The organism is Burkholderia sp. Bp8986 (assembly GCF_003854225.1).
GTDB lineage: Bacteria > Pseudomonadota > Gammaproteobacteria > Burkholderiales > Burkholderiaceae > Burkholderia.
This window is the reverse complement of sequence record NZ_QTQM01000017.1, coordinates 1-26049: the sequence shown is the minus strand read 5'-3', so window position 1 is coordinate 26049 and position 26049 is coordinate 1. Positions and strand designations below refer to the sequence as shown.

Genomic DNA, 26049 nt, shown 5'->3' with positions numbered 1-26049 from the left:
CCGGGCAATCCGTGCGTTGCGTCCGCATTACGCGGACACGTCGACCCATTCGTACGCGTCGGGCGTACCTAGCAGCGCGCTGAGGAGTCTGTAGTTCATTTCGTGGGTGGGGCGATGTGCGATGACACGCCCGAGCAGCGGCGAACCCGCGAGCGCAAGGTCGCCGACGAGATCGAGCACGCGATGACGCACGAATTCGTCGGGCGCACGCAGCCCGCCGATCACGTGATTGCCGATGATCGACGCCGTGCACGACGGTCGTGCGCCACGCAGGATCGGCGTGCCCGTCAGGTAACCGACCGCGATTGCCGGCACGGCCCACTTGATCCGTCCGTACGAACGCGACGACGAAATCTCGCTGGCAAACGTCCCCGGCGTGAGCTCGCCGTCCCACTGCATATCGCCGAACCCCTTGAGATCGTCGCGCACGCTGAATTCGTAGCGCTCGGCGGGCGCGACGCGCAATTCGCGCCGCGACGCACCTTCGCCGTCGGCCACGCTCACCGGTTTCAGCACCCGGAGGAAGCGCTTCGAACGCTGCAACTCGGCTCGGCCGCCGGCGGCGATCGCGTTGATCCAGGGCCGTGCGCTACCGTCGAGAATCGGCACTTCTTCCGCATCGAGTTCGACGATCGCGTGATCGATCTCACAGGTCAGCAGCGACGCGAGTAGGTGCTCGACCGTACGCACGCCCATGCCGTCGTCCGCTCGCAGCATCGTGCAGAGCGGTTGTGCACGACGCACCGCCGGGCCGGCGGCAAGCCTCCCCAGTTCATGCTCGCCGCGCATGCGGCGAAATACGATCCCGTGCCGTTCGGCCGACGGGGCTGCGGGCAGTATCCGCACCTGGACCCGGCGCCCGGTGTGCAGGCCATGTCCGGTCATCGTCACCGGGCGGGCGACCGTCCCTTCGCTGGCCCGCCATCCTTGCGGCGCTTTCACCCGGCATGCACCGGCGTCGATTTGCATGTTGCTGCCCTCTGGTTTTCGTGATCCTGATTGCGTGCGAGTGTCGCGCGCGCCTCGTCGCCCAGCCCATGCCTCGCGACCAGCGCATCGGCCAGCTCGTCCGCTGCCGCGACGTTCTCGTTGCCGCCCTGCGTATCGAGCAACTCGACGATGCGCTCGGCCAGCGTATGCACCGTCGCGCCTTCCGCGATCGCCATGATCGACAGCTTGACACCGAAGGTCTCCTCGACGGCCATGCCGAGCTCCATGCCCATCAGCGAGTCCATTCCGAGATCCAGCACCGACCGGCCGGCATCGACGCGCTCCGGCGACATGTGCAGAATCCGCGCGATCTGGCCGCGGAGCGCCGTCTCGACGAGCGCGACGGCCTCGGCCGCCGACAACGTTCGCAATTGCTCCAGCAACACGCGATCCTCGCTCGACGCCTCGGCCGCCCCACCCGTTTGCAATGCCGCGTAACGGTGCGCGTGTGCGGCCGGCATGCCGCGCGAGATGGCGCCCCAGTCGAGACGCACGACCGCTTCGCCGGCGCTCCCTTGCACAAGCGCGCGTTCGAGTGCGGCCATCGCCTCGTCCGACGTGATCGACGCACCGCCGATCCGCGACTGCAACGCCTCGCGCGTGTCGGCGTTGCGCGCGAGGAAACCGACGTCCTCGATCGGCCCCCATGCCATGAACATCGCCGGCAGCCCCGCCGCGCGACGATGTGCGACCAGCGCCTCGAGGAAGCCGTTGGCGGCCACATATGCACCCTGCCCCGGATTGCCGAGATAGGTCGTCGCTGATGAGTACACGACGAAGAAATCGAGCGCGCATCGCCGCGTCGCGCGATGCAGGTTCCATGCACCGGCCACCTTCGGTTCGAGCACGGCCGCAAAGCGCGCGTCATCGACGTTGCGCAGCAGACCGTCGTCGATCCGCATCGCCGAATGCAGCACACCCTTGAGCGGCGTCCCGCGACGCTCGATCTCGTCGATGAGGCTTTCCAGCGCTGCGCTGTCGGTCACGTCGCATCGTGCGACCGACACGTGCGCGCCGAGCGCGTCGCGCCAGCGATCGGCCTCCGCCTGCATCGCGGCGCCCAGTGCGCCACCGCGACTCGCGAGTGTCAGGTGCCGTGCGCCGCGCTCGATCATCCAGCGCGCGGTCGCGAAACCCAGCCCGCCGGTGCCCCCGACGATCAGGTACGCCGCCTGCGGGTCGAGCCGCAGGGTCGGCACCGCGACGCCGCGCGTCGGTACCGGCGTGCCCGACGGATAGGTGACCAGCACCTTGCCGATCTGGCGCGCCTGCTGCATGTAGCGGAACGCTTCCTCCGCACGCGCGGCCGGGAACGCGCGGTACGGCAGCGGATGCAGCACGCCGCCCGAGAACAGGTCCATCACTTCCTCGAACAGTCGCGTCGTCAGCGACGGCAGCACGCCCATCAGCTGATCGGCGTCGATGCCGAAATAGCTGATGTTGTTGCGGAACGGCCGCAGGCCGATCTGGCTGTTCTCGTAGAAGTCGCGCTTGCCAAGTTCGAGGAAACGGCCGAATGGACGCAGCGTATCGATGCTGCGCACCATCGCTTCGCCGGCGAGCGAATTGAGCACGATGTCGACACCTTCGCCGTGCGTGCGCGCGAGGATCTCGTCGGCGAACGCGAGGCTGCGCGAATCGAACACGCGGTCGACGCCGAGCAGGCGAATGAACTCGCGCTTCTCGTCGCTGCCGGCGGTCGCGAAGACTTCGGCGCCGAGATGCCGCGCGATCTGGATCGCCGCGATACCAACCCCGCCCGCACCGCCGTGCACGAGCACGCGCTCGCCGCGTCGCAGCCGCGCCAGTTCGCACAATGCGTAGTACGCGGTGAAGAATGTCGTCGGGACCGTGGCGGCCTCCTCGAACGACATCGTGTCGGGTTTGCGTGCAATCGCGGTTGCCCGCGTGACCACGCGCGTCGCAAACGATGCCGGCGCGAAACCCAGCACCGCATCGCCCGGCGCAAAACCGTCGACGTCCGGGCCGACCCGGGCGACGCGCCCCGACATTTCCATGCCGATCGTCGCTCCCGCGAAGCCCGTCTCGACGGCCTCGTCGGACAGCAGCCCCATCGCATACATCACGTCGCGGAAATTGAGCCCGGTCGCCATCGGCTCGATCTCGACCTCGCCGGCGGCGAGATCGTGTGCTGGCATCGCGAACCATTCGAGGTTGCGCAACGAACCCGGCATGTCGAATGCGAGCCGTGCTCCCGGGTGGTCCGATGCAGGTGGCAGCGCGTTGTCGCGCTCGGCCGCCTGTGCAGCCGGCAGCATGCGCGGCACGTAGCGGCCCTGCGGCGCCAGCAGCACTTCCTCTTCGCCATCGTCGCCGAGCAGTACCATCGCAAGCTGCAGCGCCGGTCGTTCGACGGCCTGATCGACGTCAATCAAACGGATCGGCTGCGTCGGATACTCGTTCGCCATCACGCGGCCGAGGCCCCATAACGTTCCATGTTCGGGATGTGACGACGTACCGGCAGCAAACAACGCACCGCCGCGCGTCACGACGCACAGCCGACCGCGCGCCGTCGCGCCGGCTGCCTCGAGATCGCGCACGAGCGACACCAGCGCGAGTGCGCCGCCGTGCTGCGCGCGCATCACGGCCGCACCGTCGGCCGTGTCGAGCGATGCAAGCGGCGCCACGAACACGACATGCGCCGGATGCTCGGCCGGCTGACGCGCCGACCATCCAGCGGCGTCGCGCACTCCTGTCGACTCGACGCGGCAACCCAGTCGCTCGAGTTCGCCCGCCAGGGCGATGCCGAACGCATCGTCATTCTCCTGAACGATCAGCCAGTGCGCGCCATCACGCTCCGCCATGCACCGCATACGATCCTCGTCCCGCGATGCACCGGCCGTTTGCTGGTCGGCAACCGGCTTGCGCGCGACGACGAACGTCGGCATGCCCTCGAGATCGAGGCCTTGTTCGGTATCGCGCACCACGTCGACCAGTCCGGCGCGTTCGCACATCGACTCGATCGCGGCGGGCGCCAGCGCGCCGTAAGTACCGGCGGCAACTTCGCCACCGGCCGTGCCGAACACGATGTCGGAGAACCGGCTGCGTCGCGCCTCGGCGACGACGACGAGCCCGCCCGGTGCGAGCCGTTCGGTGATCGCCGTCAGCGCGGCGAGCGGATCCGGGTGATCGCCCAGCATCCGGTTGACGATCACGACGTCGAACGGCGTCGTATCGCAACATTGCGCGAACAACGGCGCGTCGGTCGCAAACGCCAGCGTTCGTACCTGCGCGTGCGCTTCTGCATCGAACCCGGCGAGCTGCTGCTGCGTACCTGCCAGCAGGTATTCGCAGCGACCGGCCGGCACGTCAACGTCGAGCGGTTGCAGCACGTCGCCGCTCGCGGCACCGATCTCCAGCACACGCAAGCGCCGTGCATCCGGCCACGCTGCGATCGCCTGCGTCACGCAGGCGGCGAGCAGCGCACGCGCATGCGCCCAGGTCGGCGAGGCATCGAAGAACTGCTCGACCAGACTGCGCCCGGTCGACGACAGCAGCGCGCCCTCGGACGACGCGTCGCTCAGCACGCGCGGCAACGCCGCGCCGACGTGCGCCAGCAACGTCAGTTCGGCGACATGTGCCGGCGATGCCGCCAGCACGTCGCGCCACAGCGCGTCGCGCGCGGGCATCGCCGCGCAGGCTTCGTCATCGCGAACCAGACGATCGCCGTCGAAACGGGCCAGCCCGTCCTCGACGACGATCTCCGTCAGTCGCGCGACCTGTTGCGGGTGCGTGCCCATCGGCAGCGCCGGCTGGGCGAAGACGCCAAGCGCATCCAGTGCGTCGAGCGCATGCAGACCGGCGAGCACGTCGAGCAGCGGCAGCATTTCGGTCAGATGCTGCGTGCGGCGCGCGTGGTCTTCGCGCGCCGCGACATGCGCGTTCGCACGCTCGACGAGCATACCCGGCTGTGGCAGTGCCGCGGCCGTGTAACCGCCCGGCAGCGGCCGCGCCTCGAGCACGTAGGCAAAGCGCGCCGGCGCGCCGTGACGGCGCCCGGCCAGATCGACGCGACGGAAGCGGCACGCGGCAAGGCGCGCGACGATCCTGCCGTCGGCATCGATGAATTCGAACGATGCGACGATCGAATGCGGGCTGCGGCGGTGAATGCGCGCCAGCGCGCGACGAATCGATTCGCCGCTCAGGAAATCGACGCGGCCGATCTGGACCGGAACAAATGCCGCATGCGCATCGTCCGGTGCGGCGCCGGCCTGCCCCAGCACCGCGAACAGCGGATGGAAACCGCTGTCCATCAGCGCGGGATGCAGCAGATAGTCCGACCGCGCACACGCGTCGGCCAGGGCCGTCGGCACCTCAAGCTCGGCAAGCGCCTCGTCGCCCGACACGCACAGCGACCGCACCCAGCGGAACGCTGGGCCGTAGCTGAGGCCGATCGCCGCCGTGCCCGCATACAGCGCGTCGCCGGATAGCGCCGGACGCGATTGCAGCCGGGCGATCACGGACGCCTCCGGCATGCTGTCCGCATCGAGCGTATTGCCGCTTTCGAGCAGGCGCCCCGTCACGTTCAGGTTCCACGGGCCGTCCGTCATCCGGTCGCGCGTCTCGATCGTAAACGACGCGGTGCGCACGTCGATCGCGAACCGGAACAACTTCGCGTGCTGCGGCTGGAACACGACCGGCATGCGGATCTCGACGTTCTCGATGGCCACATCCGGCGTCCCGAAGAACGTGCGCGCCGCCGCGAGCGCCATTTCGACATAACCGGCACCGGGGAACGCGACGCCACCGTCGACGACGTGATCGGCGAGCATCGCCACGCGCTGTGGATCGAGCTGGTTCTCCCAGGCGAACGCATGCTCGTGCAGGCGATAGCCGAGCAGCGGATGATCGACGCGGCGGTTCACGAGCCCGTAACCCTCGACGCTCGGCACCAGCCAGTAACGCTCACGCTGCCACGGATAGGTCGGCAGAGCGGCGTGCGGCGCGTCGGGCACGAAGCGGTCGAGATCGACGCGCGCGCCTTGCGCAACCGCCGACAGGATCGAATGGGCGAGCATCTCCGCGCTATCGTGCTGGCGCTTGAGCGTCGGCACGACGACGCCAGGCGCAACGCGCGCCGCAAGCGTCTGCTTCACGTAGGTGCGCAGGATCGAGTGCGGCGCGATCTCGACGAACACGCGCACGCGATCGTCGGCCAGGCGGGAAATTGCGTCGCCGAAACGCACCGGCTCGCGAATGTTGCGCCACCAGTAGCCCGCGTCGAGCGCGGTGCCCGGCAGCGTGTCGCCGGTCACCGTCGACACGAATCGCGTATGCGTCTCGCGCGGCGCGAGATCGGCCAGCCCGTCGCGCACGACCGGCTCGATCGCGTCCATGCGGCTGCTGTGGAACGCGTAATCAAGGTCGAGCATCTGGTAGAAATGGCCCGCGTCCGCAAGCGCCGCGCCGAGCGCGTCGAGCGCCGCTTGCGAACCCGCGAGCGTGACCGAGTCGGGGCTGTTGGCACCCGCGATTTCGATCGCTGCGGCGAGATCGAGACGCGCGATCCAGTCGCGCGCCGCGGCTTCGCCGACGCCGGCCGCCGCCATCCTGCCTGCGCCACGCGTGAGACCCTGTGCCCCGCTGCGGATCCGGATCACGCGCACGGCTTCAGCGAGCGTGAGTGCGCCCGACGCCCAGGCCGCGGCGATCTCGCCGACACTGTGGCCGACTGCCGCGTCGAAGTGGATGCCCCGCGCGGTCAGCACACGCGTGATGCCGACCTGCATCGCGAACAACAGCGGCTGCGCGTTCTCGGTCGCGGCAAGCCATGCGACGTCGACACCTTCGCACATGACTTCGACGAGCGACGCGTTGCCGTCTGCACGCCAGAGCGCATCAACTTCGTCGAGTGCCGCGCGAAACACGGCGTCCTCGCCATAGAGCCGCTTGCCCATCCCGGCCCATTGACTGCCGTTGCCCGCATAGACGAACGCGACCGGCGCGTCGCCTTCGACGGCCTGCCCCTGCACCGCGCACGCCGGCAGCCCGCGCGCCGACGGCTCGGCAAGTGCGGCGAGCGCGGCCAGCCCTTCGGCCCGATCTGCCGGCGCGATGACCGCGCGATGCTCGAGCCACTGGCGACGCCGTGCGGCGGCAGCCGCGAGTGCGGCCCAGTCGGCACCCGACTGCAGACGTGCGAGATAGCGCGCAGCGACGGCCGCCAGCGCAGCCGGTGAACGTGCGGTGAGGACGAGCGGCGGCAACGGTGCATCGATCCTTGCCGCCGACTGTGCGGTGGGCGCGGGTGCCGCTGCTTCGGTGATGACGACGTGCGCATTCGTGCCGCCAAAGCCGAACGAGTTGATGCCGATCGTCAGCGGTGCTTCGCCGCGCTCGAGCGGCGTGAATCGATCGACCACGCGCAAGCGGCCGCCATCGAAATCGATGCCGGGATTCGGCGTTTCGAAATGCAGCGAGCGCGGCACCGCACGATGCTTCAGGCACAGCACCGCCTTCAGCAGGCCCGCCATTCCCGATGCCGTTTCGAGGTGCCCGATATTGGTCTTGACCGAACCGATCAGCAGCGGATCGGATTCGGGCCGGCCGCCCGACACCGCATCGATCAACGCACGCGCCTCGATCGGATCGCCGACCGCCGTGCCCGTTCCGTGTGCCTCGAGATACGCGAGCGTGCGCGGATCGATGCCAGCGCGCCGATACACGGCGCGCAGCAGGTCCGCCTGCGTCGCCGCGGCCGGCACGTTGATGCCGCCATGCGAATGGCCATCCGAATTCACGCCCGATCCGGCGATGACCGCGTGGATCGTATCGCCGTCGGCCAGCGCCTGATCGAGCGGCTTGAGCAGCACGAACGCACCGCCCTCGGCACGCACGTAGCCGTCGCCGGTCGCGTCGAACGCACGGCAGCGGCCGCGCGGCGACAGCATCGACGCCTTCGAGAAACTGACGAATCCGAACGGGTGCAGCAGCAGGTTCACGCCGCCGGCCAGCGCCATCGCGGTCTCGCCCGACTGCAGCGCCCGGACCGCCTGATGGAGCGCGACGAGCGAAGATGAGCATGCGGTGTCGACCGACATGCTCGGGCCGCGCAGGTCGAACAGGTAGGACACGCGGTTCGACGCAATGCTGAGCGTGTTGCCGGTTGCCGAATACGGATCGATCGTGTTCATGTCGTCCATATTGCGGTTGCCGTAATCCATGCCCGCCACACCGACGAACACGCCGCAGTCGCGGCCGCGCATCGCAGCCGGACGCACGCCGGCGTCCTCGAACGCCTCCCACGCGAGTTCGAGCAGCAGCCGCTGCTGCGGATCCATTTGCGCGGCCTCGCGCGGCGAGATGCCGAAGAATTCGGCGTCGAAGCCCGCGACGTCATCGACGACGCCGGCGGCGAACGTGTAGCTCTTTCCCGGCTCGCGCTTCGACGGGTGCTGGTAGAACGCCGTACCGAAACGGTCCGGTGGGATGGCGGTCACGGCATCGCGTTCGTCACACAGCAGTTGCCAGAAGTCGTCCGGTCCCTCGACCCCACCGGGAAAGCGGCACGCTATCCCAATAATTGCAATTCGTTTTTCCATCATCACGCCGGCGTCTGCAGCATCCCGGTCGGCGAAGCGGCGCGCGTGCAATCGACGTGCACCATCGCGCGCTGTATCGCGGCACCGAGACTCTCGACGCGAACGTTTCGTTGCTCGCCGAAATCGTTCGCGAAGTTGCGCCAAATAAAGTAGTCGCTATTGGTCGGTTCGGTTCCGAGCGCGTCGAACACCGAAGTCAAAGCAGGAACGTGATCGCCGTAAAAGCACAGCACGGTCGGTCGTTCCCGCATGCGGAGATAATCAGTCAGCTTGCCGATCATGCCGTCGGCATTCTCGACATGTCGAAGATAGGCGGTCAGGTCGCGCCAGCGCGCGTCGTCGCCGAGCGTATGCCGCGATTCGGACTCACCCGGCCCGACCGATTCCAGATGCAGCGGGCCATGGTTTTCCATCGTGATCGCAAATGCGAATACCGGCCTGTCGCCGTGCGCCTGGAGGGCCGCGATGATCGCATCGGCCACCGGACCGTCGCCGATATACGGCCCGATTCGCGTCGCATCGCCGAAATCCCGAATGTCCAGAAAGCGGTCGAAATGCATGAACCGGAATGCCCGGTCGCGCCCGAAGAAGTCGGCGTGATACGGATGAATCGCGAGCGTGCGATATCCGCCTTGCTTGAACCAGCCCGCCAGCGACGCGCACGCGCGGCGCACGTACATGTACGGATAAAAGCGCGAATAGCCGAGCGCCGCCGACGGCAAACCCGTCAGCATCGCGAATTCGCTGCGCATCGTATTGGCGCCCCAGGCGGGAACGTCCAGGCTACCCTGCATGAATGCTTCGCTGCGGGCGCGATCGAGATTCGCGTAAGGCTCCGACAGCACGCTTGCGCCGAGACGGCGCGCGTCGAAATAGGATTCGCTCTGGACGACGATCACGTCCGGCGTGCTGTCCGGACGGCCGCCGGAGAATGGCCCGGCATCGACCGCGCGAAAGAACGCATTGCGTTCCGCGGGCCGCAGCCCGTTGACGAGGTAAGCGACGAATGTCGCGAAGAACCCCGTGCGGCGCTGGTCCGCCATCGGGTCGAGCGTCAGCGGCATGCGACGCGACAGCGCGACGCAAACCGGCACGCAAGCGGCCGCGATCAGTGCGGCGGCGCTACGCGCCGTCGAGCCGGCCGATTGTTCGAGCAGAAACCCGGCCGTCGCGACCGCAACGGCGGCAGCGATGCCGAGCACCTTGCCGGCACTCAGAAACGGCAGATAGAGACGCGGATGTGCGAATACCTGGCTGAACAGGCTCAGGTCCGTAAAGACGAAGGGCTCGCGCAGGGATTCGTATTTTGCGTTGCTGATGACCGCCAGCAAGCCGATCAGCACGAGGGCGACGGATGCCGAGAAAAGCGGCCGTGCCGTCACGGCGAAAGTCGCGCCCGCCACGATCGCGAACGCGCAGACATGCAGTGCGATCGCCGCCGGCGAACGGACGAGCGACGCGCGCGGATACGCGATGGCCTCTACGAGAAATGAGAGTGCGGCTGCGGCAGCCGCGAACGCGAATCCGGGCAGCACGTCACGCCTTCCCGCGCGGGAGGTAGGACAGACGACCGAGAATGGCATCCGCCAGCGTCGCCGGCAGCAGGCGCAGCAACTTGATGCCGAAGGCAAGACTGAACGGAAAGGCGATTTCCACGCGGCGTCGCGCGAGGCGCTTCTTGATGTATCCGGCGGCCTTGTCCGCACTCCACATGAATGGCTTGCTGCCCGGGAAGACGTCGCTCATTGCCGTGCGGACAAAACCCGGCATCACGACCGACAGGCCGATGCCCTCGCGTGCGAGGATCGGGCGCACGGAATCGCAGTAGGCGACCAGCGCCGCCTTGCTCGCGCAATAGGCAGGCGAGATGGCCATGCCCCGCAATGCGGCGAGCGAGCTGACGACCGCGATCTGTCCGCGCCCGCGCATGCGCATCCGGTCGATGGCCGGCAGCACCGCATGGAGTGCGCCGTACAGGTTGGTATCGACGACGTCGGCGGTACGCGCCATGTGCTCCCAGTCGTCGGCGGACTGCAGCGTGCTGGCGACGCCTGCATTCGCAATCATCAATTCGATCGGGTATCGCGTATCGAAATCGATCATCCAGTCCTGGACGGCGGCCGAATCGCGCACGTCCATGCAGCCGATCACGACGCGGGCGCCGCGCGCGCGGCATTCTGCGGCGACGGATTCCAGCCGTGCCGAATTTCTGCCAATCAACCCCAGCGTGATATCGGGCGCGGCATAACTCAATGCCAGCGCGCGCCCAAGCCCGGCACTACTGCCGGTTATCACGATTGCTCGTGGCCCGTTTGCGCTCACCCGCCCTCCCCGGTTGCGAATATTGCTGTTTTTCCATCGTTTTAAACGAACATTGTTTTTCAGCGGCCGTCTGGTTATCGATCTCCAAGCGCCAAGCGCTGCCTGATATTTCGACCAAGCAGCGGACAACATTGTCGATTTATTGCGTTTGATTATTTCGTATGATTTGACTACGCCAGCAACATGCCACGCACTGATATCGCACATCGACGTGACGACGTGCGACCGCCCGAATCAGGGTTGCGAAAAAATGTGCGGACCATGCAGCGAATGCAACCACATGGAAATTTGCGCGGCGCGAAAGGCAGTTGGCCACAAGCTTACAACGCGCCGACGCGATCATACATCAATATTAATATTCGAGTAAAACCTTACGTGTTACAACCGCTTACATCAGACATGCGCCGGCGGTCCTGCTCCATGCAAAGGTAGAAACTCGCGCTGCCTGCAATCCTCAAGTACCGGCCGCACACCGGTTCCCGAAGTACAAATATCGGAAAAAAATGCCGAACCGCTCTCCTGACCGTCCGGTCGCGACCGATCCTCAGGATGCTTTAATCGCGCAGATAACCGATGCGCGCGGCACCGCGCGGCGGACAGCATGCGGGCATCCCGCAAGCAATTCTTAAAGTTCTTCCGGCTATTTGTCAGACATACCCTCCGACCTGGCGAGTTCGACGAAAGGCTGTCTGGTGGCATTCTGCTCCGTCCAATTGGGTCGGATAGAATTCCTCGAATGTTCTTTGCAAATCTTGATGATCCTTCGACTCGCTTGGTTCGCTGAACTATGTATGGAGATCGTCAGGCAGCGTCTTCGACCGGCGCCAGACCGGCGAAGCGAGCGCAACCGGACGGCCACGCCCTCGGTAAAAATGTATGGGCCGCCCTCGGCGGATCGAGCGGCCGGTCAGTGCATCAGCGGTCTGCGGAACTCGTCTTACGGTATCGATTGTTATTGCGCGTTCCCTCGTCGCGCAAACATTGGGGTTGCTTTCGATGCTGACAATTTCTTTACGAAGGCCACATGGAAGAAAGGAAGGTACCCTTAACGAATCGGCAATTCTCGCCCGTCAATTGGACCGATTCGACTGCGCGCACCTTGAAATCACGATTGCTCACGGGCACGGCGCTCTCGCCACGACCAATAGAGAACCATCCCGAAGCCGACGCAAACCGTTACGTTGAGCGGAATCAGAACGTAGTTCTTCTTCTGAATCGCCAGCAAAATCGTCACGAGCGAATAGGAAAACGTGGCGATTTCTCCGGCCAGCAGGACTGCATTGATACGCGGCATCGTGGAACGATAGGCTTCCTTTCCTTTTGGTGTGCGATGAAAACCGCTATACACGCCGAAAACGGCGCGCACGCCCCCCGCAAAGTAATACCAGGCCATCGGCAAGAACATCGCGATATAAAGGTAGGTATCCCATACGGTTTTCAGAACACTCGGTTTGTCGTCGAATCTCGCACCCTTGCGTGAACCGAACGCATTCGCAAGCGCCCAGATTGCCACCAGTACAAAAAAGACGAATGCGCCGAGATGAATACCTTCGCCGTCGAAATGCACCAGGCAGGTCAACGGCAGGCTGAGCAGGATCAGCACATAGATCGAAGCCAGCAGCACGGACGAGAACATCACCGAGATCGCGTGCATCCGCTTCATCAGCGGCATGCTTTGCGACAACATTTGCCCGACATGCTTGAACCCGCTGTGGATCAGGCCGCGCCCCCAGCGTTCCCGTTGAATGCGAAACGCGCTGATGGTCTCCGGCAGCACCGACATGGAAACGACCTCTCGCAGATACGCGTATTTCCATTCACCGAACTGCGCGCGATAGCCGAGGTCCACGTCTTCGGTGACCGTCGACGCATTCCAGCCGCCCAGTGCATCGACGCACTCCTTGCGCCACACACACGAGCTGCCGCTCAGCGAAGCCATGTCGCCGTCCTCGCTCAGCCCTACCGTCACGTACTGCTGGTGACCCATTTCCATGGCCTGGAAGCGCGTCAAAAACGACGCGTCGCGATTCTCGTAGCCGATACCGGTCTGAAGGAAACCGAGCTTCGGATCGGTGAAGCACGGAATGGTCTTCAGCAGGAAATCCGCCGGCGGCACGAAGTCCGCATCGAAGATCGCAAAGAACTCGCCGCACGACTGCTGGATGCCGTTGACCAGATTGCCGGCCTTGTAGCCCGTTCGCGACTGGCGCTTGACGAGCCGGATGTTGATTCCGTCGGCGGCGTAGCGATCGACTTTGGCCCGTGCCAGTTTCGTCGTCGCATCCGACGAGTCGTCGAGCACCAGGATCTCGATCTCGTTCGGCGGATAGGTCAGCCGGCAGGCCGCGTCGATCAGCCGCTCGACCACCTCGGACTCGTTGCAGATCGGCAGCAGCACACTGACCCGAGGATGAAACCCGTTTTCGGAAATCCGGACGGGCTGCGCCAGGTCGGTCAGCTTGCGCCGTTCGACCTTGCGCGAAATCAGCAGCACGCGCAGTTCGAGCAGCACGTACAGCGCAAAGTAGAGCACCACCAGCAGAAACACCAGCTGGGCAGCATAGGAGAGCAGCGCGAGCATCGTGACCGCTTCTCCTCAGATCTTCACGACGGCGAAGATTTCCTCCAGCCGGTGCGCCCACGTATGGTTTTGTCGTACGTAGCGTGCGCCTGCCTCGGCCCGGTCCAGATCGTCCTGCGACGGACCGTGCCGAAGCCGCGAAAACAACTCCCGCGCCTCGTCAGGCGTATCGATCACGTGGCAGAACCCGCGGAAGTACCGGTCGACCGAGCGGCTCGCGTTGGTCACGGCGATGCCGCCGCACGCGAGGATTTCGACCAGGCGCCGCGAGAACATCGTCTCGGAGCCCGTCACGGAATTCACGTTGATCGAGATCGCATGGGATTTGTACACATGCGCCGTTTCCCGATGCGGCACCTTGCCATGCACGCGCAGCCCGCTCTTCTTCGGATAGCGAAACTCGAAGAAGCGCGACAGGCGATCGTGATTGCGGTCGAATACGTTGAGCGGCAGATCGCTCTGCTCGCAGGTGTCGAACACCATGTCGAGAAAGCGGCGGCGTTCGTTCAGGATGCGCCGGTAATAGCTGCCCGTGAAGCACGCCTCGTTGCGCACGAAATTGAAGCCCGAGAAGTTGTGTGCCGCCGGCTGATACGGCATCACGAGCGTATTCACCGGCACATGCGCGGGCACCTGCTGCCGATACCGATCGAGACACTCCTCGTCGGTCGTGAACACGTAGTCGAATACCTTCGCCACGTCGATGAACGTGTCGAAGAACGCGCCGTCGTCCTTGTTCCAGAATACGGTCGGCACACCCGCGCGCCTGGCGAAGTCGACCAGGCGAAAGATCGCCGTCGGCTTACCCAGGCGCATCGGCGGCGACTGTCGCGCCAGCTCGTAGCGCCAGCTTCCGTCCACGCCATGAAACGCCGATTCCACGAACACGAGATCGGGCTTCCAGTTGCCGATCACGTCCGCGTAGTTGGCAGGCGTCATGGTGCGCACGCGGCATTCCGCCGACAGGCAATCCGCCGTGAAGTAATCCGTGACGAGCGCGATCTTCAGGCGCCCGAAGCGCCCGGCCTGCTCCACGTCCTCCGCAACCGTCGGGTAGTCGTAGACCAACGAACCCAGTTTTCTAATGACCCTGCCGACCATTTAACCCCTCACCCTGCGACATTGGCAGTGCGTTCATGACAAATTCGCGCCAGCGGCGCTGCGTGGCCGCGTATTCTCTCGCCTGGCCGCGCAACGCCGCGAGCGTGCCGCGATCGGACAGCGCCGCATCGATGACCCGCGCCAGGTCGACCGCATCGCCGGCCTTGAAAAACCAGCCGGCCGGACTCGGGCCCAGTTCGTCGCGAAACACCGGCAAATCCGGCACGATCACCGGCTTGCCCATCGCGAGCGCCTCCACGAGTTTGATCGGCGGCACGATCTCGCAAACCTTGAACGGTTTGCGCGGAATGCACACCAGCGCGCAACGGCCGAGCGTCCTGCGCGCCTGCTCGGGCGACGTCCGGCCCAGAAAGCGAACCTGCTCCGCCAATCCGAGGCGTCGGACCTGTGCCTCCAGCGCCGGCCGTGCCTCGCCTTCTCCGACGATCTCGACCCGCACCGTGCGCCCTTCCCCGATCAACCGCCCGACCGCATCGATCAACGTATCGAGCCCTTCATAGCCGATCAGCGAACCCGCATAGCCGATCGTGTCCGCGTCGATCTCATCGGGTTTCGACGGCGTAAACCGCTCGGGGTCCACGCAATTCGGCAGCAGATGCATCCGCTCGCCGGCAATCCCCCAGCGGTCCCGCGCGAACCGCCCCAGCTGCGCCGAGATCACGAACAGCTTGTCCGCGTGACGGGCCACCAGGCCCTCCAGTTGCAGCCCCTGCGCGAACCCCTGGCGCCCTTCGTATTCCGGCATGCGCGAGATGCGCGTCAACTCCCACAACCCGCGCATCTCGTACTGGAACGGGATGCCCAGTTGCCGCGCCGCCAGCAGGGCCGGCAGCGCGTTCACGTGATTCGACGCCGCGTGGATCACGGACACGCGATGCTGCATGGCCACGCGCGCGATGACCGGCGCTGCCTGCAACGCATACATCAGCACCGGCCGGTTGTTCAACGGTGCGCTCGCATGCAGATACCGGACCTCGCTGACCTGCGTGTCGCTTCCCGCGACATCCATCAGGCGATCCACGCGATCGCCGGGATAACCGGGCCGCGTCAGCGGATGCACGCGACCGCCCGCAGCGGCCAAGGCGCGAACGACTTCGTGCGTGCGCGTCGTATAGCCGCTCGTGTGATACGGCAACGCGCTAGCCGCCACGTACAGCATGCTGTCCGGATCACCGACGAACGGCACGCCGCGCGAACGCTGCTTCACCTTGCGCTCGAGCACATGCGCCGTCAGTCGACGGCTCATCGCGAGAAGCGGCTCGGTCAACGCCGTCTGCAACGAATCGAGCATTGTGCTCATGCTTTCACCGCCCCGGCCGCCTTCAGTTCGGCATGGGCGAGATCGGTCGTATGCGTGGTCCGGATCTTTCCTCGGGCCTGCAGGTCCAGGAATTCCGCCGTGGTGATCACGTCGTAGTCCTTCGTCAGCCGCGACAGCAGCTTCCGGTAGCCTTCGACGCGCTGGTCGTCCCGGTAGGTCGCGTGGCCGTTTTCGTCCCAATACAGCAGCGACCACGAATGGAGCAGGAAGATCGAGAACGTCGGACTGCCGCTGAACGCGTCGAGCAGCAGCTTGCCCCACCACGGACGGAATCGGAAATACGGCGACTCAGGGTAAGTCAGGCGTGCCCACCATTCTTCCTTGCCGACCTTCGGCAGGATTTTCTTTTCCGTCATCGGCACCTCGATCACGCCGTTCGACCACTGGAACGGCAGATTCGTGGGCTCGCTGTAATTGCACTGCCCGGCATGGACGGCGCACAGGGAATTGTTGAACGACAGTTGTACGCCGGTGGACTTCAGCGCCCGGATCGTCGACGCATTCCAGCGGAACGAACCTGCACGGTGCGCCAGCACCGGCTTGCCCGTTTCCGCCGAAATCAGCCCGCCGAAGTGGCGAATCACGAACTCCGCACGCGCATCGTCCGTGTATTGGTTCATGTATTGCGGACGCCGCGCAAGGCCGTGCTCGGCCCAGAACGCGTCCGGCAGGTATTCGGGATGCGTGTGCAGTTGCACGTCCTGCCCTGCGGCATCCAGTCGGCGCACGACGTCCTTCGTCTCGTCGAGATACGCATATGCGCCGCACTGGTCCACGAAGAACACGTGCTTGACGCCGAACTCGTCGCCGATGGAAGCCATTTCACCGACCCCCGCCCGCCCCTTTTCGTGCACACCCCACATCAGCCGTTTGACGTGATCCTCCGTGGCGCGCTTGGGCAGCGCCTCGGTATCCACCGTCAACATGGCATAGCGATTTCTATCCATCATGTTCAGTTCACTTCCACCAGTGCCTTCCAGTCGGCGTCGTTGGCCTGCGCCGCGGCCGGCGGAACGATCCGCGCATCGCGATAGCGCCACGCAAGGTACGCGCGCTTTCTCTCGCGATAGGAACGGTCCTCACCGCTCAATTCCGGCAGGTATTCCACCAGCCAGCCCAGCCGCGAATAGAAGGCGAAATCGGCCACGTCGGTCACCAGTACCGGCGCCAGCGCATCGTTACCTCTCAGCCGCGCGGAAAATCCTTCGCACGCACGGCGCAGTGCATCGCGCTCCGTACCCGGCGCCCAGATCAGCAGCGTGTTCGCTTCGGCCGAAACCGGTGCGTGCTTCAGAGTCGACAGCCACGGATATTTCGTCACGTGAGGCGGAATCACGCCTAACGTGGCCGGCAGGCGCCTGGCACCGCGCCACGCGCGCTCCTTCAGCGTGGCAGGCGGTTTCCCGGCGAGCAGGTCGTGGCGCGTCAGCAACGTCCAGTCGGGCTTCGCCGCCAACGCACGCAACTCACGCCTCAAGGTCCGGGTTTGGTCGATGATGCTCAATGCGTTCGCCTCTTGTCGGCAATCCTGGCGATGATCTCGTCCGCCGCGAGCGACGCGCCGTTCATCGGCACCACGCGCTGCGCCGGTCCTGCATCGGGCAACAGGCCCAGCAGCGCGTCGACGGCCGTCTTGCGCTCCTGTTCAGTCTCGCACGCCGAAACGACAGCCGGCATCACGTCGGCGACCATCAGTGCGCGACGCACCTGATCGTCCACCAGTTGTGCGTTGGGCACCAGCAGCGCGGGAACGCCCGACTGCACCAGTTCGCAGCAGGTGTTGTAGCCCGCTGCGCCGACAAATGCATCGAACGCACGCAGATAGCGCGCCAACGGATAGACCGAGACCGGCAACACGCCGGCCGGCAATTCGACGTCACGCACCGAAATGGGCGCACGCGCCCAGACCACCTGGAAACCGGCCGCCTCGAAGAAGGCGATCAGTCCGTGCCCGATTCCGGCGACATCCTTCAGATTGCCCGGGCCGAGCGAAAAGAGGACGAAGCGGCCCGCCTGCGGCAGGCCAAGCGCATCTCTCGCCGCTCCTCGGTCGAGCAACTCGTCGTCCTCCAGCAGGCAGACCGGCGGAACCGTCAGCCGCGTGCCGCCGTTCGTCAGGGACGCGCGTGCTTCGGTCGCACCCAGTTCACCGGGCTGGATCACGAGATCGAACAACGATTCGTCCACCGGCACCGCCTTGGTATCGGCTTTGAGCAACCCGCGATTGGACCACACGAGGACGGGCGATCCATACATTTCGCAGGCCGTCAGCAAACCCTTGAACGGCCACGTGCCGTCGAATACGACCGCATCCGGACGTACCCGCTCCAGCATCAGGCCCAATCGGACGGCCAGTTCACTGTTCCAGCCGAACGTCGAACTCGACGACCAGTAATGCGAAACGAAGTAGTCCGCTTCGAATCCCATCTCCTCGATGATTTCGATCGCCGACGCCAGCGAAAAGAAATACGGGCGAGCGCGGCCCCGCAGGCGACGCGCGTATGCGAGGCAACGGTTCAGGTGGCCCATGCCCGAGCCGTTCACGTTGAAGAACAGGATGCGCGGCAACGCGCTCGCCGCGCCTACCGCGTGACCGGACTGCTGGTCGATCATGCGTCCCCGCCGAACAGGTCGCGCGTGTAGACCTTGGCTGCGACGTCGGTCAGATCGTCGGTCAGCCGGTTTGCAACGATCACGTCGGCGGAGTGCTTGAATTCGGCCAGATCGTGCACGACCGACGAATTGAAGAACGTCGATTCGTGCAATGCCGGCTCGTAGACGATGACCTCGACGCCCTTGGCCTTGATGCGCTTCATGACGCCCTGGATGCTCGACGCGCGGAAATTGTCGGACCCCGCCTTCATCACGAGACGGTAAATGCCGACAACCTTCGGCTTGCGCTTGAGAATGCTTTCGGCGATGAAGTCCTTGCGCGTGCTGTTCGACTCGACGATCGCGCGGATCAGGTTCTGCGGCACGTCGCGATAGTTGGCCAGCAGCTGCTTCGTGTCCTTCGGCAGACAGTAGCCGCCATAGCCGAAGCTCGGGTTGTTGTAGTGCGCGCCGATGCGTGGATCGAGACAGACGCCGTCGACGATCTGATGCGTATCGAGACCGTGCTGCGCGGCGTAGGTGTCCAGTTCGTTGAAATACGCCACGCGCATCGCCAGATACGTATTCGCGAAGAGCTTGATCGCCTCGGCTTCCGTGCTGCCGGTGAACAGCGTCGGAATGTCCTGCTTGATCGCCCCCTGCTTCAGCAGATCGGCGAACGCCTCGGCTCGCCGCGAACGCTCGCCGATCACGATCCGCGAAGGGTGCAGGTTGTCGTACAGCGCCTTGCCTTCGCGAAGGAATTCCGGCGAGAAGATCAGGTTGTCGGTGCCGAGTGCCGCACGCGTGCGCTCGGTGTAGCCGACCGGAATGGTCGATTTGATCACCATTACCGCGCGCGGGTTGATCGCCATCACGTCGCGGATGACGACCTCGATCGAGCGGGTGTTGAAGTAGTTCGTATCCGGATCGTAGTCGGTCGGCGTGGCGATCACCACGTAGTCGGCCCCGGCGTACGCGTCTTCCTTGTCCAGGGTCGCGCGGAAGTTCAGATCCTTGTGGCGCAGGTAGTCCTCGATCTCGGCATCCTCGATCGGCGACTCCTTGCGGTTGAGCATCGCCACCTTCTCGGGGACGATGTCCAGAGCAACGACTTCATTGTGCTGCGACAGCAGGACGGCGTTGGACAGGCCGACGTAGCCTGTGCCGGCGATAGCGATTTTCATGCGTATTTCTCACAGGCAAACACAGGAATCTTCATCTCTTATATCTACCCTTACTTTCATCGTCTGCTTACGGTGAAGCAGTTAAAAATATCTGATCCAGAGCCACGGGCCGACACCTACCCACCGCCGCGAAACCCGCGGCAGGTCAAGGCTCCATCATCAGGGCGACTTGCGATCCGTATGCAAGATCAAATCCGAAGTGAAATCACACGGAACAGCCGAGTTGTCGCAATTGCGCGGCTTGTCCCTGTTATCCGCAGGCAAACTGAACCACGTAACGACATGCCCCTCCTTCGACTCATTAGCCGCCATATTCTCGAATCTCACCGTCTGGACGTTAGGTACTGCGCCTTTAGGTGCCTGAACCTTCTTTACGGCCGGAGACGGACTCCACACACTGGGAGAAAGAGCCTCCGCCACCTTCATCGATCCGTCGTCGTAGACAAATGTCTTCGCACCGATTTCCGGCTGACTCACCTGCTCGATCAGGTGACCATCACTCACCTTGACGCCCGAGAAATTGATTTCACCCTTGATGGTGCCGCCACCTCTCGGATCCCAACGATAGGTCCATTGCGTTGCTGGCGCCGTCTTCCAGATTCCGTTTTCAAGACGAGCATGGAACAGTTGCGTCGCTCCTTTGGAATCGAATTTCAAGTAAGAAATAACCGGTCGGCCGGCTTCATCGAACCCCAGCCGGATATTGTTCAGCAGACCGCTTTTTTCCGGGATCTCATCCACGACTTCAGCCGTCCTTGGTGTAATCGGCAAAGGAATGACGTCGCCCGCACTGTTTTGCCACGTCTTAAGGTCACGACTCTTCGCGTAATTCACGTTGAAGTTCGTCTCGACGAAGTAATTTTCCCGCCAGACCCACGCAACATGGAAGAACCCATCCGGCCCGCGAACGTAATTCGTGTGGTACGCATTCACTGGTTTCTTCTCGGAAGTCGGAGCAAAAATTGGACGATTTGTCCAGCGGACCCACCCGGAGTTGTCGAGCCGGTTGATGAATTCCTCGCCGTCTCCGCTATGTCCGGAGCGGTACGAAAACCCGAGCGCCCCATCCATGAACCGGAAGAAATAGGGATACGTCGCTTGTGCCTCGTCTGATCCGATCATCGGTCGAACTGCTTCCAGTCCCGCCAGTTTGTCCGGAGCGTCCATCCGTGCATATACGAGCGGAGAAGCGTGCATATTCCCGGAAACATGAAGTCGATTCGACTTGTCGAGCGCAATGACAATCGAGTTGTGGGCGTCCCATCCGACAAAGCGCGATCCAACGCGCGTCTTCTCGACCTCCCCAGTACACTTGTTTATCTGTGCAACCGACAGCCATCGATCAGCGTCGTAGTACGACACATAAACAAATTTCTTATCTTCCAGCGCATCGAATTTGACTCGCGAAGCGCCCCACACTCGATCGATCTTCAGATCCGGAGAAATACCCACGCACTTCGCATTCGTTGCGTCAGCCGCCCACGATACTGAAGATGCCGTGACACTCAGCAAGACCAGCAACCGAACAGCAACCTTCTTCGTTTCCAAGGGCACCTCCTCTCCAAATCATCCCAAATCTCACCGCGCCAGGAACCCACCTAAAGCGGCGACCGCGCCTCACCACAAGTTTCGTCGGCGATCGCCGCCGCAGACTCAGCCGTTCACTACCGATCCGGCCGCTTCACGTACGCGCCCCATCTCGGCGCCTGCAAAGGCCGCTTTAACCAGTCCTGCGTATTCCGGATATCGTCGGGTCACCACATCCACGCCCGCCTTGACTAACGCAGTCTTTTCTCCCTTGAAGCTGGCCGTTCGAATGTGATAGACGAACGACCAAGGAGAAATCAGGTTGCGCCAACCAGCCTTATAGGCGCGCATGCAGAAGTCGTTCTCCTCTCCGTAGCCTCGAGGGAAACCCTCTTCGTCAAATGACCCGCATTCGTCAATGAGCGCTCGGCGAATGTACATGCAGAATCCCGAACCGGTGGGCACCTCCGGCGGAACACATGCCTGTGTTGCCTGTGTCACAAGGAGCGCATATTCGTCATGACTCAGATGCGACGGACGCGGACAGTGTTCATTGAACTTAGGGAATGAAAACGCGCCTGCGTTATCACTCATTGCGGTAACGGTTGCTACCTTCTCGCGACTGTAGGCGACAGCCCGCAACCCTTCGAGCCAGCGCGGCGTTACAACCGTATCCGAGTTCAGCAATACGACGTCATTGTCACCCGCCTCGCGAATCCCACGATTTATCGTCTTGGTATAGCCGATATTGACGTCATTCTTGAGGATGAGGACACCCGGCACACCCTCGAACTCTTCAAGCATCGGCGTGATGCCCGGATCAGGGCTGCCGTCGTCGATCACGATCAGCCGATCCCTGGTCAGATCGGTATGTTGCAGCACCGATCGCAGGCAGTCGCGAACTGCAGTGACTGCGTTATAGACGGGCACGATCACGGTCGTCGGCGGTGCATAACCGATCGCTCGTGCCGCGACAACGGCAGGTGCATTGTCACTCGGGAGCAAACCTTTCCGATCGAGAATCTTTGCATAGCCGTCCGAAAGCGCGGCCTTCAGATTGTCTTGCGTGAAATGCTGCTCGACAAACAATCGACCAGCCTGCCCCATTTCCGAAACAAGCGTGTCGTCTTCGCAAAAGCGCAGCACCGCGTCCACGACTCCGTCGATATCGCGGTAAGGCACAAGAAAGCCTGTCTTCCCGTGCTGCACCAGTTCGCCCAGTGCACCCCAGTCATAGGCAATAACCGGGCGGCGTGCAGCCATGCCCTCGGCGACCGTACGGCCGAAGCTCTCGGCAAAGTGCGAGAGATTGAGAAGCACGTTCAATTCCGACATCGCCTTGCGCGGATGCTCGGCATAGCCGGCAATGATCAGGTTATCAGGACGTGCGCCCGACTCGACCTCTTCCTGCCACTTTTTGACCTGGGCATTCACCGGGCCGACCACCACAAAGCGGGCTCGCGGTGTGAGTACCGCAGCTCGTCGCGCCACCTCGACGAAATCCTCCACGCCCTTCTTAGGGATATTCGAACTGACGATGCCAAACTTGATCGTGTTACCGAACTTGTTCCCCAGTTCGAAATCACTCAGCGTCACCGCATTGGGTACGTAAAGCGTCTTCCCCGGACGCGAAAACAACTGAGTCGTGGCGCGACTATTTCCAATCACCCAGTCCGAACGTTCGAATACACGCCCAATGATTTCGCTGATCGTCAGTCCAAGTTGTTCACGCAACGGATCGTCAAGCGAAATCAGCTCGCGCGAATGAACGACCCGCGTCCTGCCCATGCGCGTCGCAGCCTCCAACGGCTCAAGCAGCACGATGGTGTTCGCATGCACAACATCGACCGCGTGACGCGCGATGATATCTGCAAACGTCACCGTCAACCAAGCCTTGCTGTCCCGGTTGTTTTTCCACTGCGGATAGGGGAAGCAATATACACCTAGGCTGCGCTCGCATATTTCGCGGATATAAGCCTTGTTTCCGCCAGACGGCAGCGTCATCACGACATTGACGGATTGCTCGGCGAACGCGCACAGCACATCCAGGAGACTCCGCTCGCCGCCGAACAGATGATGGCCCGAAATGTGCGCGCAGAGCATCACGGTCGGCCAATCAGGATTCGGTTGCCTCTGCCCTTCATGCCAGACAATCGAAGGCAGCGGCTTCCCATCCGTGATGGCGTCCTTCGAATCCGAAAGCGAATTTCCCGACAGCACGGGTACATCCGTTTCTCTCGGATAAGAAGCGATCCCTGCAGGCAATACCTGGGGCGTGATACCCGCGACAGACTGAGTGGCCGAAGCAAAGGCCTTCAGATAGGAGCGCCCCCAACGCTGGTCGGGTTCAAGATACGTACCCTCCGCCCACTCGTTCCACGCGTTGATGAAGACGAGCGACTCGTTCCCTTGATTGAAACGCTGCTCCTGCTCGAGGATGTTCTTCATCCAGCGACGGAAGCCATATGGCGTCGCTCCGTGGAACACGCGCGCATCGGTCAAGCGGCGAGCAGTATTGTCCCAGCCCAGCATGGTTCCTCGGTGCACCGGCCACGAATAGCCATCGTCAAATTTCGCGACATCGCCCTCCACCACTGCAGAGTAATCGAAGATCTGACCGCCAAAGTTCTTGTGCAGGTCATGCACCTTGTCACGCAAGTCCACGCGCTCCGCTTCGTGAGGCGGAAACAGCACATAGCTATCGAGCTGGTAATCCTCCGGAGAACCTTGCAACGTTTCGAGCCCGAATCGAACGGCGCACAGGTGAATCTCGCCCAGCCCCGCCTTGCGGCACTCCTCTCGCCACGCAGCGGCAGTTTCCAGCCAGTTCGGGATAATCGAAATTCGATACACCATCATGACCGGCTTGCCGTTGTAACGAATCCATCGGGGATCCCTCATCATCGGGATCAATTCCCGAATCAACGCGACATTGCTCTCGAGCGTATAGGTCTGCTCCATCAGCACGTGGCGGTTCTGGCCATCCCAGTTCCGCGACCAGTTTTCGTTGGCCCAGCAAACGCAGAAACCCGTATCGACGTTCTTGGATCGAGCCATCTGCTCAATCGGATGATTCAGCAACTTCTTGCCATCGAACCAGTAGTAGTAGTAGCAGAACCCGTGAATGCCGAATTCGCTGGCCAGTTTAGCCTGCGCGATCTGTGTCTCTTCGAGACGCAGATCGTAGTATCCGAGTTCGGTCGGCACTCGCGGCTGATAGTGGCCTCTGAACAACTGTCGAGCGCGTGTGACGTTAGTCCACTCCGTAAACCCTTTCCCCCACCACAAATCGTTTTCCGGGATCGGGTGAAACTGCGGAAGATAGAACGCGATCGTCTTCAACGTCCGAGGACGAGCAGGTTGAACGGTCTGTGCCCCTCTGTCCGCTTCAGATTGGACAACCAGATTCCCGAGTTTTGCCAGCACGGACAATACGCTCAGAACGGTCGGACGTCCCGGAAACCCGTTGGTTGCATTCTTGTCGCCAACCAGTTCACTCGGCCAAAGCGCGGAAGCCAGTCCTCTCAGCAGCAAAGGTTTGAGCCATACTTCGGCTCCAACTGGCACCGCGATCGTCTCGTCGGAAAGGCTCAGCCCCATGCGCGACAGTGCAATCTTCACACCATCGATCACGCGATGATTGCCGCCCTCCTTGGAAAGCGAAACGAACCGCTTTGCGCGCATGCCCCAGCCTGAATCCGCGGTAAATTCGGCCGCCCGGCTCGCGACATCCGAAAGCTCGTCGTCGCCCTCGCCGGGTGTCAGCCACAGAACAGCCTGGTAGTCGTCGAATACGTTCGATCCGGCCAGTCGCAGAAAATGCTGGGCGTTCCCGTCACCATCGCCGTCACCCACGATTGTCACGGATGCCGTCAGGTTGCCGAAATTTACGTGCTCGACATCGGAGAACCCGAGCACAAACAAGTCGTGTCGCTGGCCCAAGGCCGGAAGCATCCTTCTCACACGCTCCCATGCTTCGTCGTTCATCACGTTTGCCACAACGGCGATCGGGGCCATCGGACGCAGTCCGCGCAACATGAACGCGTCCTTTCCCAACCTGAACTGCGGCTGATCACTCCGATGGGTAACGTTCGACTTCGTGACGACGTCATTGGCCCCTCGGTCCGGCCGAATCGCTTCGACGGTGGTTTCGCGCTCACGCCCTTGATTGATCAAATGGCCAAAGAGCCGAACGATTTCAGCGTCGTTCGAGCAACGAAGATCCGTCACCCAGTTGCGGAGCTCGTCAGCGTTCACCCCCACCGACAGGACGTCGTGAAACAGCGTGCTGCGGTGGTTGCCCTGCGGCCGGTTTCCATCGACAGCACTCAACACCGCGCCCAGCGCGTGCGTCAGCTTGTCCATCGAAACCATCGAAACGTCGTCATACTCGAACAGATCGGCCATTGCCGGCGAGTCACACGCCAGCACGGGGACACCCATCCCGACGGCATCGGTAAGCTTCGCCGGAACCTGAAACTGCGCGACCATTCCCCCGTCGTGTAGAAAGACACAAACGTCAGCCATCGAGACGACTGCGGGAATTTCGGCGAATGGCTTGTTGGCAATGAATGCCGTCTGGCAACCACGAACCTGCTTGAGCGTCTCCTTCAGCGACTGATCCGGGAAGTCTCCGACGATCGCGAACAGGACATCATTCCGCCCGAGCGCGGCAATTGCTTCGGCTGTCTCGACCAGCCCCTTGTGCGGCCGGGGAGTACCGAAGAACAGGACAATTTTCTTGTCCGCAGGCAGCCCGTATTTTTTTGGTTCATCGAGGATTACCGGGGAACGCGGCGCGGATCTTGAGGAAGAAGTATTCGTCGTCGCGGTACCCGTAAGCCC

Annotated in this window: 13 protein-coding genes; all 13 read right to left on the bottom strand. The window is 63.2% G+C overall.

Annotated features, from left to right (window positions below; translation table 11 throughout):
• Positions 1-27: 27 nt before the first annotated feature.
• Positions 28-942 carry a UDP-3-O-acyl N-acetylglycosamine deacetylase gene (locus tag DID99_RS17115; protein WP_124529766.1) on the bottom strand — a complete coding sequence of 305 codons (915 nt, stop codon included), beginning with the start codon at positions 940-942 and terminating at the stop codon, positions 28-30.
• Entirely contained in the window at positions 939-8552 is a 7614-nt protein-coding gene (locus DID99_RS17110; RefSeq protein WP_124667198.1) for a type I polyketide synthase, read from the bottom strand. Before DID99_RS17110 ends, DID99_RS17115 begins: the two co-directional genes overlap by 4 nt.
• Positions 8553-8554: 2 nt before the next feature.
• The gene (locus DID99_RS17105) at positions 8555-10087 is read right to left on the bottom strand and encodes an LTA synthase family protein (RefSeq protein ID WP_260444601.1); all 1533 of its coding nucleotides are present in this window, start codon (positions 10085-10087) and stop codon (positions 8555-8557) included.
• A gap of 1 nt (position 10088) precedes the next feature.
• Complete coding sequence (locus DID99_RS17100) at positions 10089-10874, bottom strand: SDR family oxidoreductase (RefSeq protein WP_044844076.1); 786 nt, start codon at positions 10872-10874, stop codon at positions 10089-10091.
• 1105 nt (positions 10875-11979) lie between these two features.
• Positions 11980-13455, bottom strand: a complete 1476-nt coding sequence (locus DID99_RS17095) for a glycosyltransferase (RefSeq protein WP_044844075.1) — start codon at positions 13453-13455, stop codon at positions 11980-11982.
• 15 nt (positions 13456-13470) lie between these two features.
• Positions 13471-14556, bottom strand: a complete 1086-nt coding sequence (locus DID99_RS17090; protein WP_124667196.1) for a glycosyltransferase — start codon at positions 14554-14556, stop codon at positions 13471-13473.
• Positions 14537-15877, bottom strand: a complete 1341-nt coding sequence (locus DID99_RS17085) for a glycosyltransferase (RefSeq protein WP_260444599.1) — start codon at positions 15875-15877, stop codon at positions 14537-14539. Before DID99_RS17085 ends, DID99_RS17090 begins: the two co-directional genes overlap by 20 nt.
• A complete protein-coding gene (locus DID99_RS17080; RefSeq protein WP_235879350.1) occupies positions 15874-16938 on the bottom strand; it encodes a polysaccharide deacetylase in 1065 nt (354 codons plus the stop codon). The genes DID99_RS17085 and DID99_RS17080 overlap by 4 nt, the downstream gene beginning before the upstream one ends.
• Positions 16851-17402: a hypothetical protein gene (locus DID99_RS17075; RefSeq protein ID WP_124667195.1), complete on the bottom strand. Its 552-nt coding sequence runs from the start codon at positions 17400-17402 to the stop codon at positions 16851-16853. The genes DID99_RS17080 and DID99_RS17075 overlap by 88 nt, the downstream gene beginning before the upstream one ends.
• Positions 17399-18511: a glycosyltransferase gene (locus DID99_RS17070; RefSeq protein ID WP_124667194.1), complete on the bottom strand. Its 1113-nt coding sequence runs from the start codon at positions 18509-18511 to the stop codon at positions 17399-17401. The genes DID99_RS17075 and DID99_RS17070 overlap by 4 nt, the downstream gene beginning before the upstream one ends.
• On the bottom strand, positions 18508-19677 hold the full coding sequence (locus DID99_RS17065; protein WP_044844069.1) for a nucleotide sugar dehydrogenase: 1170 nt from the start codon (positions 19675-19677) through the stop codon (positions 18508-18510). The genes DID99_RS17070 and DID99_RS17065 overlap by 4 nt, the downstream gene beginning before the upstream one ends.
• Before the next feature lie 159 nt (positions 19678-19836).
• On the bottom strand, positions 19837-21225 hold the full coding sequence (locus tag DID99_RS17060) for a BNR repeat-containing protein (protein WP_185733786.1): 1389 nt from the start codon (positions 21223-21225) through the stop codon (positions 19837-19839).
• Between the two features lie 105 nt (positions 21226-21330).
• Positions 21331-25986 (bottom strand): glycoside hydrolase family 99-like domain-containing protein, encoded by a 4656-nt coding sequence (locus DID99_RS17055; RefSeq protein ID WP_409362702.1) that lies wholly within the window; start codon positions 25984-25986, stop codon positions 21331-21333.
• Positions 25987-26049 lie beyond the last annotated feature (63 nt).